Here is a 15,276-nt window from a genome sequence, read left to right as displayed (position 1 = left end):
TCATCGCCCGCGCCACCGCCGAGGATCCGGTTCCCCGACCGCCCCGATCAGGCGCGCCGCCTCGGCGCGCCGGCCAGCGGAAGCTGCTCGTCCACCGGCGGTTCCCAGCCGAACACGCTCCGCCCGCCATAGGCATGCGAGTCGCGAAGCTCCTGCGCAATGAGGTCGTCCACCGCCGGCCCGGCGGCATGGCGTTCGAGGCGCCGCGCCTGCTCGTCGAGCCGCCGGATGGCGTCCAGCCGGTCGCCTTGGCCGATCTTCGCCTTCTCCAGAGCGGATTTTAGGATGCCGATGGTCTGGTCGTAGACCCGGGTGGGCACCGGGAACGGATGCCGATCCTTGCCGCCATGCGCCAGCGAGAAGCGCGCCGGATCCGAAAAACGGCAGGGCGCCCCGTGCACGACCTCGGCCACCATCGCCAACGCCCTCACCGTGCGCGCGCCGACCCCCGGCACCAGCAGAAGCTCCGCGAAGTCGGCCGGCCCGCGATCGGCAGCTGCGGCCAGGTTGCCGTGCAGACGCTTCGCGTTCACGTCCGCCGGGCGGACCTCGTGATGGGCGGGCATCACCAAATGCGGCAATGACAACTGTTCCGGCATCGCCGAGGAACGGGCGGGCGGCACGCGCGCTTCCAGGGCCGCGACTTCGCGCAGGATGCGGTCCGGACCGAAGGAGCGGAGAAGATCGAGCTGGCTGCTGCGCGAGCGGCCGGCCCGCCGGTCCGCCAGATTGACGATCTCGCCCTGCCGGGCGCCCTCGATGGCACTGTGCGGCGCATCGACGAAATTCCCGAGGCCTTCGGAAAGCCAGTGATAGCGGCGGGCCTGCCGGCTGTCGCCGTTCATGCCCTGCTGAACCACGGTCCAGCGGCCGTCGTCGGTAACGATGAAACCGTGCAGATAGAGGTCGAATCCGTCCTGCACGGCCGCACTGTCCACCTTGGCGACGAGGCGGCTCGCCTGGGCCAGGGCCGCCCCGTCGAAACCCACGCGGTCGCCGATGGCGACGAGTTCCTCCGGCGTGCGGCGCGAATGCCGGCCCCGGCCGCCGCAGACATGGATGCCCAGTTCCTGCGCCCGCGGTGCGAGGCCCCGCTTCAGGGCGCCGATGACGCTGGTGGTGATGCCGGAGGAATGCCAGTCCATGCCCATCACGGCGCCGAACGACTGGAACCAGAACGGGTGGGCAAGGCGGCGCAGAAGCTCGTCGCGCCCGTAATGGTGGACGATCGCCTCGCTGATGATCACGCCGAGCAGGGCCATGCGGTCGGCAAGCCATTTCGGTACCCTGCCGCCATGCAGGGGAAGATCGGCGCTGCCGGCGTGACGTGCCATCTTCTCGTTCCTCCGCGGCGCCCGGCGTTCACTGAACGTTCTACACGGAAAACGGCGGCGGTGAAAGCCTCCCCGTCGATCGCCCGCGCACGAACCCCATGCGCAGGGGCGACCGACGCTCTCGTGGCGCGCCGGGGGTGCGTGGGCCGATCGGATGGCAGATCTGACGGCTTGACAGGCCAGCGAGCCTGAGGCGGACTGGCCGCGCGCGATGTTGTCCGCCCCGCCGACCGCGGTGAAGAAAGGCTATTCAGGGAGATTGGATATGGTAAGGTTTTCGATGGTCTTCGCGGGGCTTTTCCTCGCAGCGATGCCGGGTGCTCACGCCCTGCAATTGTCCCAGAACGGTTCGGTTCTGAGCATGAACGGCCCGATCGAAGCGGGCGACGACCGTCAGCTCCGCCTGTTCCTCTCCAGGCCGGGCGCTTCCCAGATCAAGCTCGTTTACCTCAACAGCCCGGGCGGCATGGTCTACGAGGCCTACAAGATCAGCGAGATGATCCGGGCGGCCGGCCTCAGCACCGTCGTCGATGCCGGCCGCGCCTCCTGTGCCAGCGCGTGCACGACCGTCTTCGTCGGCGGCGTCAGGCGCTATTACCTGAATGCCCAGTCCGTGGTCGACGGCGACACGCGCAACCATGGCCTCGGCTTTCACCAGGCCAGCAATTGGGGCGGGCGGCAGGGCGAGCAGCAATATTCCTATGAGGGGTCGTCGGTGATGGTGGCGACCTTCAACGAGATGGGGGTCCCGGGCGCGGCGAAACTGATCGACAAGGCCAAGTTCGTCGGCCTCTACAGGGTTTCCGGCGCGACGGCGTGGGCGCTCGGCATTGCGACCGACCTGAAGCTTCCGCACAGCGAGTGAGCGCCGAGGTCTCTCGCCGGGCCGCGGACGGCCAAGCGGGCATGGCCTGCCTCAAGGGGAAAGAACCGCGGTCCGGAACAAGAGGAATCCTCGCTCATTATCGTCGGCATGCTGCAGCGCAGCCAAAGGGGACGCCATGCCGACGGAACAAGAACTGCTCGATTTGTTCAACAGCAGAAGCCAGGATGAGACGGCCGTCAGAAAGCCGGCGAAGACGCCGGAAAATGCCGCGGCGAAGGATCGCTACGACCAATGCCAGACCGCCATCGAGACGGTCGTGCTGCCCTACCTCGCCGGCGTCCAGAAAAAATTCGGGCCGGCGAAATTCTGGTACGGCCTTCACCGCGACCACGGCGACGGGCGGCCATCCGGCGTCTCCTTCCGGGTCGGCGAGGGACGGCCGACCCATGTCTCGACCGCGGACGGAACCATCACAGTGATACGCGGCGACATTCTCGACCGCTCCGCCAATCCGGCCGGCCAGATGCCGGAGATGTCGGCACCCGGCGAGCTGACGGCCGAGAACATCGCCCGCCTGATCGAAATCGCCATTCTCAATCCCTGACGGGGCTCATGCCGGCGGAGGCTGCCGCCCCGGCAGGGGCGGCACACCGTCGACAGGGGCACGGTTCGTCATCCGTGGACGGTATCGAGGACTTCCCGCGCCGCCCGGACCACCGCTTCCGTCGTGATGTCGAACTTCCTGTAGACGTCGTCGATCTTGCCGGATGCGCCGAAGCTGTGCATGCCGACGAAGCGGCCCTCGAAACCGAGATACCGGCCCCAGGAAATTTCGACGCCGGCCTCCACCGCCACCCGGGCCGGCGTGTCGCCGAGCACATGGCGCCTATAGGCGGCGTCCTGCTCCTCGAACAGCAGCCGGCAGGGCATCGACACCACCGCGGTCGGCACGCCCTCCCGCTGCAGGATCTCGCGCGCCTCCACCGCCAGATGCAGTTCCGAACCGGTGCCGATGATCGTCAGCCTCCGCGGACCTCCCTCGGCGTCCTTCAGGACATAGGCGCCCCGTGCCGACAGGTTCTCCGGGCTCTCCTCGCGGCGGAGCAGCGGCATGGGCTGGCGCGACAGGGCGATCAGCGCGGCGCGGCGCGAGCTGTCGAGGATGCATTCCCAGCATTCGGCCGTTTCGATGGGGTCGCCCGGCCGGAAGACGGCGAGGCCCGGTATCGCGCGCAGCGCGGCCAGATGCTCGATCGGCTGGTGGGTCGGCCCATCCTCGCCAAGACCGATGGAATCATGCGTCATCACGAAGATGGTGCGGATCTCCATCATGGCGGCGAGGCGGATGGACGGACGGCAATAGTCTGAGAAGGTCAGGAACGTACCGCCATAGGGGATGAGGCCGCCATGCAGGGCGATGCCGTTCATCGCCGCCGCCATGCCGTGCTCGCGCACGCCGTAATGGATATAGGAGCCCTTATACGCGCCCGGCGCAATCTCGATCTGCCCCTTCGCCTTGGTGTTGTTGGAGGGCGTCAGGTCGGCCGATCCGCCCAGCAGTTCCGGGATGGCATCGGCGAGATGGTTCAGCACGATGCCGCTCGCCTGGCGGGTGGCGATGTCCTTGCCGCCGGCGAGGAGCTCGCGCTTCGCCGTTGCGATGGCGTCCCGCCAGGCGTCCGGCAGCCTGCCGTCGTTGCGGCGTTCGAATTCCTGCTTGAGACCGGGCGGGGCGGCCTCGACCCGCTCCAACCACGCCTGCCTCGCGCCGCGCCCCTTGGCGCCGATCCTGCGCCAGTCCTCCAGGAGCGGCGCCGGGATCTCGAAGGGCGGCGAGGTCCAGCCGAGCAGCTTGCGGGCGCCGGCGATCTCCTCCTCGCCGGGCGCATCGCTATGCGCCTTCTGGGTGCCCGCCTTGGTCGGCAGGCCGAAGCCGATGATGGTGCGGCAGGAGATCATCGACGGCCGGTCGGTGACCGTCCTCGCCTCGGCGATGGCGGCGCGGATCGCATCCGTGTCATGGCCGTCGATCTCCTGGACATGCCAGCCGGAAGCGCGGAAGCGCGCCGTCTCGTCGTCCGATACAGAAAGATCGGTCGAGCCGTCGATGGTGATCGAATTATTGTCGAAGAAGGCGATCAGCCTGCCGAGCTTGAGGTGCCCGGCCAGCGATATCGCCTCGTGGCTGATGCCCTCCATCAGGCAGCCGTCGCCCATGAAGACATAGGTGAAGTGGTCGACGAGGCCGTCGCCGAAGGTGGCGTTCATGATCCGCTCGGCGAGCGCCAGGCCGACGGCATTCGCAAGCCCCTGGCCGAGCGGGCCGGTGGTGGTCTCGATTCCCGGCGCGTGATGATATTCCGGATGTCCCGGCGTCCTGCTGTCGATCTGGCGGAATCGGCGGATCTCCTCGATCGTCATCTCCTTGTAGCCGGTCAGGTAGAGCAGGCCATAGAGCAGCATCGAGCCGTGGCCGTTCGAGATCAGGAAACGGTCGCGGTCGAACCAGTGGGGATCCGCCGCGTCGAACTTCATGAAGTCGGAGAAGAGAACGGTGGCGATGTCGGCCATGCCCATCGGCATGCCCGGATGGCCGCTCTTGGCGGCCTGAACCGCATCCATCGCCAAGACGCGGATGCAGTCGGCGAGGTCTCGCAGATGGGGATCGCGCGGGGCGGGCAATGTCTTCCCCTGGATCATCGAACCTTGGGTCATCGAAACATCCTGCATCATTGCTTCTCTCGAAAAGGCATGGGGGCGCTGCGGCCATGGACCCATAATCGTTCGGAGTCGGCGGCGTTCCGGCTTCAGCGCCGGTGCGTCGATTTTGCCGCTCCGTGAGGAACCCGCTCGATAGTTGCACGTTTCGTCAATGCAGTAATCACTTTCCCCTGTGACGACTTCAAGCCCGGCTCATCAGCCGGGCTTCTTTCTGGCCCGATCCGCCGGCCGCCGGCTGCGCACCGGTCCGGATGCCACTCATGTCGAGGGAGCCCCCGATGAAAGATGCCGTCTATCGGATCAGCCGATCCTCCGCCGGATGGATGATCCATCACGAGGAGACCTCGCGCGGCCCCTATGAACTGCCCGAGGCTGCGTTCGACGTCGCCGTGTCGTCCGCCTCCCGCGCCATCAAGGAGGGGATCGACGTCACCATTTCCCTCCGTTTCTCGGACATCGCCGCGGACAGCCCGGCAGGGCTGGAGGATTCCGAGCCCAGCATCCAGCGCTCCCGCTACGATTTCGAATCGTAGGGCGGGCGACGCAGATCGCAACCGTCGCTCCGGCCGAAGCGGGTACGATGGAGGCCGAACGGCCCCTCGCCCACCGGGCTCGACGGGACGATCCCATCGGCATGGGCGGGCGCAGGCTCTCCTGTCCTTGCCTTGATACCGTCCGATTGGCCCGCCAATGTCGCGCCCTCGCCGAAACCGTCTTCCGGAGCAATGCCATGCCTGGGCCGGCCACCCCGCTGACGACGCCCGGCATCGTCCGTCTCGGGCCGTCTCCCTTCCTTTCGGGTTTCGATCTCATTGCCGCCGACGTCGGCGGCGGCGTCACCATCCGGGCGGCGGTGGGCGGCTCCGGCCCTCCCCTGCTCCTCCTCCACGGCCATCCGCAAACCCATATCGTCTGGCGCAAGGTGGCTCCGGCGCTGGCGACGAACTTCACCGTCGTCGCCGCCGACCTTCGCGGCTATGGCGACAGCAGCAAGCCCGACGGCGGGGAAAACCATGTCGGCTATGCCAAGCGCAGCATGGCGCTGGACCAGGTCACGCTGATGAGAATGCTCGGCCATGCGCGCTTCGCGGTGGCGGGACACGACCGGGGCGGGCGCGTCACCCATCGCATGGCGCTTGATCATCCGGACGCCGTGTCGCGCCTCGCGGTCATCGACATCGCGCCGACGGCAACCATGTATGCCCGCACCGACATGGCGTTCGCCACCCGCTATTTCTGGTGGTTCTTCCTGATACAGCCCGCGCCGCTGCCCGAACGCCTCATCGGCGCCGACCCGGCGTTCTTCCTGCGCTCGCATATCGAGGGCCAGCTCCGGACACCCGGTGCCACCGAGCCGGCGGCCTTCGCCGAATATCTGCGCTGCTACCTCGATCCGGCCATGCGCCATGCCGCCTGCGAGGACTATCGCGCGGCGGCGACCATCGACCTCGATCACGATGCCGCCGATGCCGAGGCGCGCATCCAGGTTCCCCTGCTGGCGCTGTGGGGGGCGCGGGGCACGGTGGGCGCGCTCTACGACGTCCTCGACACATGGCGGGAAAAGGCGCTTCACGTCGACGGCCGAGCCCTGGATTGCGGCCATTCGCTGCCGGAGGAGCGCCCCGAGGAAACCGCCGCGGCCCTGCAGGCGTTCTTTTCGGCGTGACGTGCACGCTCTATTCCTTTCCGCAAAAGCATTTACCCCAAGCCTTCCGCCGCATTGCAGCCCTGCGGCGGCCCTTCCGATGACCGCCCCGCCCTTCGCAACACGGGGCGTGAGCGAGAAATCCCCACAACACGAGCAGGCGATCGATGGCGAACGACAATCCGACGGCCCCACACGATGATTCGGACGCCGCACCTCCGACGCCGGCGGCGCCTGCCTGCACGCTCGTCGTCTTCGGAGCGCATGGTGATCTGACCCGACGGCTGCTCACGCCGTCGCTGTACAACCTCGCCGGCGCGGGACTGCTCGACGACGGGTTCCGCATCGTCGGCCTCGACCGGGTGGCGGATACGACCGAAGGCTGGGTCGGCCAGCTCTCCGATACCATGCAGGATTTCACCCGCAACCCGAACGCCGAATTCTACGTGCCGCATATCGACGGGAAGGTCTGGAGCTGGCTAGCGGATCGCATGACCTACCAGCAGGCCGATTTCACCAAGCCCAAGGACATGGCGCAGCTTAAGACCATGCTGAGCGGCAATGTCGTCTTCTATCTCGCCGTCGCCGCCCGCTTCTTCGGCACGGTGGTCGACCAATTGGGCGATGCCGGCCTGCTCGCCGAGGCACCCGACGCCTTTCGCCGCGTCATCATCGAAAAGCCCTTCGGCTCGGACCTCGACAGCGCCAAGAAGCTCAACGCCGACATCCTGCGGCGGATGAACGAAGCGCAGGTCTTCCGCATCGATCATTTCCTCGGCAAGGAGACGGTGCAGAACATCATGGCGCTGCGCTTCGCCAATGGCATCCTCGAACCGCTCTGGCGCCGCGACCATATCGATTATGTCGAGATCACCGCCGCCGAAACGGTCGGGGTGGAAGGACGCGGCGCGTTCTACGAGCCGACCGGCGCCATGCGCGACATGGTGCAGAACCACCTCTTCCAGCTCCTGACCATGGTGGCGATGGAGCCGCCGAACTCCTTCGAGCCCGAGCAGGTCCGCAACGCCAAGGCGCAGCTCCTGGGCGCGGTCCAGCCCATTCCCCTGGAGGACGCCGTCCGCGGCCAGTATGATGGCGGTGCCATCGCGGGCATCAACGTACCGGCCTATCGGGATGAGCCGAACGTCGCGCCGGACAGCCACACCGAGACCTATGTGGCGATGAAGCTGACCATCGAGAACTGGCGGTGGGCGGGCGTGCCGTTCTACATACGGACGGGCAAGCATCTGGGGGCACGCTGCACCGAGGTCGTCGTGCATTTCCGACCCGCTCCCTATGCGCTGTTCAAGGACACGCCGGTCGACCGGCTGGCGCCGAATACCCTCGTATTGTCCCTCCAGCCGCAGCAGGGCCTGATATTGGGCCTGAACATCAAGGTCCCCGGCACCCGCATGGTGCTGGGTGGCATCGCCCTCGACTTCTTCTACAAGGACGCCTTTGCCGCCGTTCCCAGCGTCGGCTACGAGACCCTGATCTATGACTGCTTCACCGGCGACGCCACGCTGTTCCAGCGCGCGGACACCATCGAGGCGAGCTGGGCGTTGGTCGACCCCATTCTGAAAGCCTGGGCCGAGGACGGGAAGCCGCTCGCACGCTATGCGGCCGGCACCGCCGGCCCCTCGGAAGCGGACGACCTGCTCATCCGGGACGGGCATGGCTGGAAGCCGCTGTCGAGATGATCGGTATGGAGGCAGACGGACTGCCGGCCGCCCCTTCAGGGCGAACGGCCGCCGCGCCGTCATCGTTTCATCCGCGAATCGGCCCGCACCACAAAAACGAACCCGCGCCCCTGGGGGGACGCGGGCTCCGTTTCATAGCAGCGATGCGCTCAGGCTCTCAGGGCTTCCACGTTCGCCAGCGAGGAGCGAAGGCGGAGGATTTCCGGCTTCACGGCCTTTCTGGCCTCGGACAAGGCCTGCAAGGACGGCGCCAGCGCAGTCGGCTTGCCCACCTGCCGGTTGCGGAGGGCATGGAATGCGATGCGTCCCTCCCCGATCAGTTCGTAATATCGCGTAATCGAAGCGGCGGTGCGGGGAACTTCCCCGGCCAGATGGGCGCGCCGATCGTTCGCCTTGCGGATGACCTTGAAGTCACCATTGGCGGCCATCAGACGGCGTGCGCACAATCCTTCAATAATGGACCGCGTTTCGTCCGTCCATACGTACCAGCCATAATCATCGGCAGCGGCATTTAAATATTCCAGCTCGTCAGGAGAGAAAATATTCAAGTAATCTATCGGCATGGATCCACCCTCACGTTGCCTCTGCATTTTCTGCTTTGCGGAGTACATTCGGTTCATTTCATCTATGCGTAGTTCCGGCATGGTCCTCCAATAACAGCCGATCCGTTACCCGGCTGCTGACGATTTTTGTTTTCCCTGCTCATGACATATTCATGTCCACTCGAAGGCGGATGCACGGGATTGCCACAATAACGTTACCGGCGTCCCGGAGGTTCCGCCCCCGGGCGGTCTTTTTGGAAAGAGTCTTTCCTCAGGCGAATGGCGAAGCCGAATGAGCCATTCGGCGCCATGGGCCGAAAACATGCCGTTCAGGCGGCGGCCCGGCCGGCTGCGGCATCGCTGCCAGCCGGGACGTCAGCCCGCCTGTACGCAAAGTCGGTTCGGCGTCTTTCGATAAGGCGCCGTGCAGTGCCTGAGCGCTACACTACAGGCGAACAGGCCGGGCTGCCGAATTAATTAACCGTCATCTTCACGCGGAGACGGCGGGCGGGACGTGGACCGGCCCTCGCAGGGGAAGCGTCGTCAGGGCGTGGCCGAACGGATCGCCTGCAGGAAGAGGCGGGTGCGCGCATGGGCCGGACTGCCGAATATCGCCTGGGGGCTGCCTTCCTCGACGATCGCGCCCGCATCCATCATCACGACGCGGTCGGCCACTTCCCGGGCGAAGCCCATCTCGTGGGTGACGACGATCATGGTCATGCCGCTCTCGGCGAGGCCGCGCATCGTATCGAGCACCTCTCCGACCATCTCCGGATCGAGCGCGCTGGTCGGCTCGTCGAAGAGGAGGACCCGCGGTTTCATCGCCAGGGCGCGGGCGATGGCGACGCGCTGCTGCTGGCCGCCTGACAGCTGGCCCGGATAGGCGTGGAGCTTGTCGCCGAGGCGCACGCGCTCGAGCAGGGCGACCGCTTCGTCCTGCACGTCGGCCCGCCGCCGACGCAGGACCCGCAGCGGCCCCACCATGACGTTGTCGAGCGCCGTCAGATGCGGAAAGAGGTTGAAGCGCTGGAACACCATGCCGATCGAGGCGCGCTGGCGAGCCGCTGCGCGCTCGTCGAGCGGCACGAGGCGTCCGCCGGCCTCGCGATAGCCGACGAGTTCGCCATCGACGAAGATGCGTCCGCCGTCGATCGGCTCGAGATGGTTGATGCAGCGCACCAGAGTCGTCTTGCCCGATCCGGACGGTCCGATGATCACCAGGGCCTGTCCCCTGTGAACGTCGAGAGACACGTTGCGCAGGATCTTCAGAGGGCCGAAGGATTTGGAGACGTCGACGATGCGGACGAGCGGCAGCGTATCGGAATTCCCGGTTCCCGCGCTCATCGCCGGCCTCCGAGCAAAGAGCGCTTGGAAAGGTCGGCCGCGGTGGCGCTGGCGAGCGGCGTCTCGTGGCGCGCCATGCGATGTTCGAGCCATTTCTGGCCGAAGCCGAGGATGGTGGTCAGCAGCAGGTACCAGATCGCCGCGAAAAGGAACAATTCGAAGGTCTTGAACGTCGCCGAATTGATGTCCTGCAGCGTTCCGAAGAACTCGCGCACGCCGATGATGCTGAGCAGGGACGTCCCCTTGATCATCAGGGTGAACTCGTTGCCGAGCGGCGGGATGACGACCCTCAGCGCCTGCGGCAGCACGATCCAGCGAAAGGCGGTTGCCGGCGTCATGCCGAGCGCCCGGGCGGCGTCGAACTGGCCGCGGTCGATCGTCTGGATGGCGCCGCGGAAGATCTCGCTCATATAGGCGCCTTCGTTGAAGGCGAGCGTCAGCACCGCCGCCTGAATCGGTCCGGACAGCGCCAACGGGCCGATCTCGATGTCGGGATAGCGGTAGATGCCGGCAGCGGCGACGCCGGTATAGGCGAGGAGGAGTTGCACCAGGAGCGGCGTGCCGCGCCAGAACCACACATAGAAGCCGGCGAGGAGCCGGAGCCATGCGAGCCGGGAGCGTCGCGCCAGCGCGATGCCGAGCCCCAGCGCCACGCCGGCCGCCTGCGCGGCGACGGAGATGTAGATGGTGACGAGCAGCCCTTCCCACACGATCGGCGGGGGGTCGATGAGGAAATCGAACAGGAAGCGGAAGTCCACGTCAGGCCATCCCGGCTGTCGTCCAGCGTTTCAAGGATAAGCAACCATGGCCGGCGGCATCCCGGCCATGGCGCGCATTCGGTTCAGCCCGGGCTCAAGGCTTCATCGCCATGGATTCGAAGCTCCATTTCTTGACGACGGCGTCATAGGAACCGTCGGCCTGCGTCTTCTTGAACGCGGCGTCGAGGGCCTCGTGCACGTCGGCATCCTTCTTGATGGTGGCGATGCCGGTGTAGAAGGTGCTGGTCTGCGGGCTGGCGAGCTTGAGGGCGCCGGGGTTCTGCTTGTTGTAATCCGCCTCGGTGGCGGTGCCGCCGTAGAAGGCGTCGACGAGCCCGGTCAGCAATTGCTGGATGGCGTCGGTCGCCTTCGGCAGGGAGACGACCGAGATCTTTGGCTTGCCCTGCTTGACGAGTTCGTCGCTCGCCTCGACGACTTCCTGCTCGTTCACCGAGCCCCGCTCGACCGCCACCCGCTTGCCCGAGAGGTCGACGAGCCTGGCGATGGAGAGCGGGCTGTCGGCCTTGACGATGACGGCATTGCCGACATTGGCGTAGTCGACGAAGTCGACCACTTCGCGGCGCGCCGGCTTGTCGAACAGCGCGGAGAGGATCGCATCGCATTGTCCGGCCTGGAGCGCGGGGATGAGGCCATCAAAGCCGATATTCTTGTACTGCGCCTCGAGGCCCATCGCCTTGGCGACGGCGATGCCGATATCGGCGTCGAAGCCGGTCGCCTGCACGGTCTTGGGGTCGAGATAGATGAAGGGCGGCACCGACAGATCGCTGCAGTAGACGATCTTGCCGCTCGCCTTGATCTTGTCGAGGACCTCGCCGGCCGCGGCGCTGCCGGCCAGGATCGTGCCGAGGCAGGCGGCCGCAGCGAAGGCGGACAGATACTTCGATCGCATCGGGAGTTGTTTCGGTTTCGACATCGGGTTCACCTCTGGTCTGGGATGGCTCTTCGGCATTGCATTCCGGCTTGGGTGGGAGGCCGCCGCGTGCCGGATCGGCGGCGGCCTTCTGTCGGCGGCGGCGGGCCTGCGCCCGCCCCCTTTTGCCTTTCAGGCCATGGCGGCGGCGCCCGCCGGGCCACGGCGGGCGGCGACCGCCCTGGCGATGACGCAGACGAGTTCGAAGGCCATGGTCGCCCCCGCCAGGGCAGTGAGGCCGGCCACGTCGAAGGGCGGCGAAACCTCGACGACGTCGGCGCCGACGATGTCGACGCCTTCGAGCAGGCGCACCATCTGCTGGGCCTCGCGGGTCGAGAAGCCGCCGATCTCCGGCGTGCCCGTTCCCGGCGCCATCGACGGATCGATGCTGTCGATGTCGAAGGAAACGTAGGTAGCGCCCTCCCCGACGATGCGCCTCGCCTCGGCCATGACCTCGACGGGGCCGCGGCTGACGAATTCCTCCATATACAGCACGCGGATGCCCTGGGCGCGGGCCCAGTCATGCTCGCCGGGATCGTAGATCGAGCCGCGAATGCCGATCTGGATGGTGCGCTTCGGGTCGACCAGCCCCTCCTCCACGGCGCGGCGGAACGGCGTGCCGTGGGTGTAGGGGTTGTTGCCGAAATAGGTGTCGTTGGTGTCCGAATGCGCGTCGAAATGGATAAGTCCGACCGGACGACGACGGGCGACGGCGCGCAGTACCGGCAAGGTGGTCAGGTGGTCGCCGCCGATGCCGAGCGGGATCGCCCCGGCCTCGACGATGGCGCCGACACCGGCCTCGATGCGGGCCATCCCGTCCTGCAGGTCGATGGGATTGACCGAGAGATCGCCGACATCCGCGATGCGGGCGAGGCTGAAGGGCTCGATGCCGGAGACATGGTGGACGCGGCGCATCAGGCTCGACTGGCTGCGGACCTCCCGCGGCCCGTGACGCGCCCCGGCCCGGTTGGTGGTGCCCCCGTCCCAGGGAATGCCGAAGAGCGCGATGTCGAGCCCCGCCGCATCGGCGACGAGCGGCAGGCGCATGAACGTCGAGACGCCGGCGAAACGAGGCACGACGGCCGCATCGACTGGTTGGTAGTTCACATCCATCATCGCCTCATTGCATTCCGAATTCTTCGCGCACGGCCCGTTCGATGCCATCGACCGCATCGGCGAGCAGCCACTCGCCCTTCTCGGCCGAGGATCCTTCCGTCAGCGACAGCACGCCGGACGGCGGCACTTCGGACGGCGGCACGGGGTAGCGGTCATAGGGCCGGAAGCGGGCGGGCCCGTCATGCAGCGCGGCCCGCAGATCGACGAGGTCCGGCCGGAGCGCCAGCATCATCGAGGTCTCGATCACGCTGGCATGTTCGAGCTCGATGCCCGGATAGCCGTCGGGAAAGATGCGGGCGATGGTTTCCGGCCGCACCATGTCCCAATGGTCGATGCGCAGGACCACGAGTCCGTCGCTGCGTTCCCGCCCGACCGCGTCCAGCATCAGCTCGATGCCTTCGACGGCGGGCCAGATGTTTTCGTAATGGCCGTTGACGACGACGATGCGGCGCACGTCATGGCGGAAGAGGTCGAGCAGCACGTCACGGATGACAGCCGAAAGCGTCGCGGCGGCGAGATTGAGCGTACCCGGAAAAGCCGGCCCGCCGCCGGTCCGCGGCTGGGACCGGTTGCCGTAGGCAATGGCGGGCGCGACGAGGCCACCGACCTTGAGCGCCACCCGCTCGCACACCGCCGTGGGCAGGACGACGTCGACGTTCATCGCCATATGGCGGCCATGCTGCTCGGTCGAGCCGAGCGGCAGGAAGACGGGGGCGCCCTCGGCGATGCGGCGGGCGAATTCGGGCCAGGGCAATTCGGCGAGGTGGACGCTGTCGGTCAACGCGGTGCTCATGGCATGGCCGCCCCGCCATTGGCGCCGAGGCACTGGCCGGTGAAGAAGCTCGCGCCGGGGCCGGCGAGGAAGACGATGGCGGCGGCGACTTCCTCCGGGCGGCCGATACGGCCGAGCGGATGGGCGGTCTCGAGGGCCTGCTGCTCGGGCGTCAGCGTCTCGAAGGCGAGGAGGGCCGTGTCGGTCGGGCCCGGCGCCACCGCGTTGACGAGGATGCCCGGCGCCAGCTCGCGGGCCCAGGACCGCGTGAGCCCGAGGATCGCCGCCTTGGTCGCGACATAGACCGAAGCGTTGCTGCGGCCGAGATAGGCGAGTTCGGAGGCGAGGTTGACGATGCGCCCGCCCTCGCCGAGATGCGGCAGGACCTGGCGGGTGACGAGGATCGCGCCGCGGACGTTCACGGCGAAATGCCGGTCGATCAGGTCCGCGGTGATGTCGGCGAGCGGCGCCTCCTGGAGGATGCCGGCATTGTTGACGAGGATGTCGATGCCGCCGAGCCGCGCCGCCGCCTCGGCGACCGCCGCGACGATGTCGCTTTCGACCGCGAGGTCGCAGGCGAGGATCGGACAGGGCGAGGACGCCGCCGCGAGGTCGAGCCCGACCACCTGCGCGCCCGCTTCGGCGAGGGCCAGCGCCGTGGCGCGGCCGATGCCGTTGGCGGCGCCCGTCACCAGCGCCCGCTTGTCCTGGAGCGGCTTCACCACGGCACTTCTCCCCGGTCGACGCCCAGAGTCTGCCCGGTGACGTTGCGGGCGAGATCGGAGGCAAGATAGAGATAGGGGCCGGCGACGTCCGAAGGCTCCATCAGGCCCGGCAACGCCTGCGCCCCGACGATGTCGACGAGGAGTGCCTCCTCGCTCCGGCCGGTGCGTTCGGCCATGCGCGCCAGCGAATTCATGGCGGCGCCTGTGCGCACCCAGCCCGGGCAGACCGCGTTGACCCGGATGCCGCGAGGGCCGAGTTCTCTGGCCCAGGTCTTGGTCAGTCCGATGATGGCATGCTTGGAGGCGACATAGGCGCCGAACAGCGGTTCAGCGACACGGCCCCAGATCGAGGCAGTGTTGATGATCGCCCCGCCCTCGCCCATGCGGGGCAGCGCGCGGCGGGTGACGAGGCTCGTGCCGACGACGTTGACGTCGATGATGCGGCGGAAGATGCGTTCGGTCTCGGGATCCTCGTCCAGCAGCGGCGTCATGCGCTCGAAGCCGGCATTGTTGACGAGCACGTCGATCCGGCCGATGCCGCCGATGGCGGCCGAGACCGCCTCCGCGTCGGTGATGTCGGCGACATGCCCGCGCACACCGAGAGCCGAGGCGCGTTCCAGCACCGCTTCGTCGTCCGCGAGCATGTGCAGCGCCGCGCCCGCCGCGGCGAAGGCCTCGGCGAGGCCGAGCCCGATGCCCCGGCTGGCGCCGGTGATCAGGACAGTGGAACCGCGGAAGGAGAGGGTCATGCGGAGAGGAGTCTCATCATGTCGCTGCGAGGTGTCTTGCCCCTCCATATTCTGCAGAAAATGCTTTGCCGAATATCAAAATATTCCGATTGTCACATCGGGAAACATCAATG

15 protein-coding genes are annotated in these 15,276 nt (G+C 67.2%); 5 read left to right on the top strand and 10 right to left on the bottom strand.

Annotated features, from left to right (window positions below):
- Positions 1–47 precede the first annotated feature (47 nt).
- The gene (locus J3R73_RS12830) at positions 48–1,334 is read right to left on the bottom strand and encodes a DUF763 domain-containing protein (protein ID WP_307427250.1); all 1,287 of its coding nucleotides are present in this window, start codon (positions 1,332–1,334) and stop codon (positions 48–50) included.
- A 265-nt stretch (positions 1,335–1,599) separates the two neighbouring features.
- Between J3R73_RS12830 and J3R73_RS12825 the strand changes: the two genes are divergently transcribed.
- Both J3R73_RS12825 and J3R73_RS12820 read left to right on the top strand, forming a co-directional pair.
- Positions 1,600–2,199, top strand: a complete 600-nt coding sequence (locus tag J3R73_RS12825) for a hypothetical protein (protein WP_307427247.1) — start codon at positions 1,600–1,602, stop codon at positions 2,197–2,199.
- Positions 2,200–2,335: 136 nt separating this feature from the next.
- On the top strand, positions 2,336–2,764 hold the full coding sequence (locus J3R73_RS12820; protein WP_307427244.1) for a hypothetical protein: 429 nt from the start codon (positions 2,336–2,338) through the stop codon (positions 2,762–2,764).
- 68 nt (positions 2,765–2,832) lie between these two features.
- Here the strand turns inward: J3R73_RS12820 and tkt are convergent, their stop codons facing one another.
- The gene (gene tkt, locus J3R73_RS12815; RefSeq protein ID WP_307427242.1) at positions 2,833–4,875 is read right to left on the bottom strand and encodes a transketolase; all 2,043 of its coding nucleotides are present in this window, start codon (positions 4,873–4,875) and stop codon (positions 2,833–2,835) included.
- Positions 4,876–5,159: 284 nt separating this feature from the next.
- Between tkt and J3R73_RS12810 the strand changes: the two genes are divergently transcribed.
- The 3 genes from J3R73_RS12810 to zwf all read left to right on the top strand — a co-directional run bounded on the left by J3R73_RS12810 (position 5,160) and on the right by zwf (position 8,226).
- Entirely contained in the window at positions 5,160–5,414 is a 255-nt protein-coding gene (locus tag J3R73_RS12810) for a hypothetical protein (RefSeq protein WP_307427238.1), read from the top strand.
- 197 nt (positions 5,415–5,611) lie between these two features.
- Positions 5,612–6,547 carry an alpha/beta fold hydrolase gene (locus J3R73_RS12805; RefSeq protein WP_307427235.1) on the top strand — a complete coding sequence of 312 codons (936 nt, stop codon included), beginning with the start codon at positions 5,612–5,614 and terminating at the stop codon, positions 6,545–6,547.
- Positions 6,548–6,693: 146 nt separating this feature from the next.
- Complete coding sequence (gene zwf, locus J3R73_RS12800; RefSeq protein ID WP_307427232.1) at positions 6,694–8,226, top strand: glucose-6-phosphate dehydrogenase; 1,533 nt, start codon at positions 6,694–6,696, stop codon at positions 8,224–8,226.
- A gap of 149 nt (positions 8,227–8,375) precedes the next feature.
- On the opposite strand, the gene J3R73_RS12795 is transcribed toward zwf, so the two are convergent.
- From J3R73_RS12795 to J3R73_RS12760, 8 genes are all read right to left on the bottom strand, one after another.
- Entirely contained in the window at positions 8,376–8,789 is a 414-nt protein-coding gene (locus J3R73_RS12795; RefSeq protein ID WP_307427227.1) for a hypothetical protein, read from the bottom strand.
- A 522-nt stretch (positions 8,790–9,311) separates the two neighbouring features.
- On the bottom strand, positions 9,312–10,112 hold the full coding sequence (locus tag J3R73_RS12790; RefSeq protein ID WP_307427224.1) for an amino acid ABC transporter ATP-binding protein: 801 nt from the start codon (positions 10,110–10,112) through the stop codon (positions 9,312–9,314).
- Positions 10,109–10,870 (bottom strand): amino acid ABC transporter permease, encoded by a 762-nt coding sequence (locus J3R73_RS12785; protein WP_307427221.1) that lies wholly within the window; start codon positions 10,868–10,870, stop codon positions 10,109–10,111. The genes J3R73_RS12790 and J3R73_RS12785 overlap by 4 nt, the downstream gene beginning before the upstream one ends.
- A gap of 94 nt (positions 10,871–10,964) precedes the next feature.
- Entirely contained in the window at positions 10,965–11,804 is an 840-nt protein-coding gene (locus J3R73_RS12780; RefSeq protein ID WP_307427218.1) for an ABC transporter substrate-binding protein, read from the bottom strand.
- Positions 11,805–11,933: 129 nt separating this feature from the next.
- On the bottom strand, positions 11,934–12,914 hold the full coding sequence (gene speB / locus J3R73_RS12775; protein ID WP_307427216.1) for an agmatinase: 981 nt from the start codon (positions 12,912–12,914) through the stop codon (positions 11,934–11,936).
- Between the two features lie 7 nt (positions 12,915–12,921).
- The gene (locus J3R73_RS12770; protein WP_307427213.1) at positions 12,922–13,710 is read right to left on the bottom strand and encodes a creatininase; all 789 of its coding nucleotides are present in this window, start codon (positions 13,708–13,710) and stop codon (positions 12,922–12,924) included.
- Complete coding sequence (locus J3R73_RS12765) at positions 13,707–14,414, bottom strand: SDR family NAD(P)-dependent oxidoreductase (RefSeq protein ID WP_307427210.1); 708 nt, start codon at positions 14,412–14,414, stop codon at positions 13,707–13,709. The genes J3R73_RS12770 and J3R73_RS12765 overlap by 4 nt, the downstream gene beginning before the upstream one ends.
- The gene (locus J3R73_RS12760; protein ID WP_307427207.1) at positions 14,408–15,163 is read right to left on the bottom strand and encodes an SDR family NAD(P)-dependent oxidoreductase; all 756 of its coding nucleotides are present in this window, start codon (positions 15,161–15,163) and stop codon (positions 14,408–14,410) included. Before J3R73_RS12760 ends, J3R73_RS12765 begins: the two co-directional genes overlap by 7 nt.
- Between the last annotated feature and the right edge of the window lie 113 nt (positions 15,164–15,276).

Origin of the sequence: Labrys monachus (assembly GCF_030814655.1) — a bacterium.
GTDB classification, from domain to species: domain Bacteria; phylum Pseudomonadota; class Alphaproteobacteria; order Rhizobiales; family Labraceae; genus Labrys; species Labrys monacha.
Note: the sequence above shows the minus strand (reverse complement) of the source record. Positions and strands in the feature narration are given on the sequence as shown.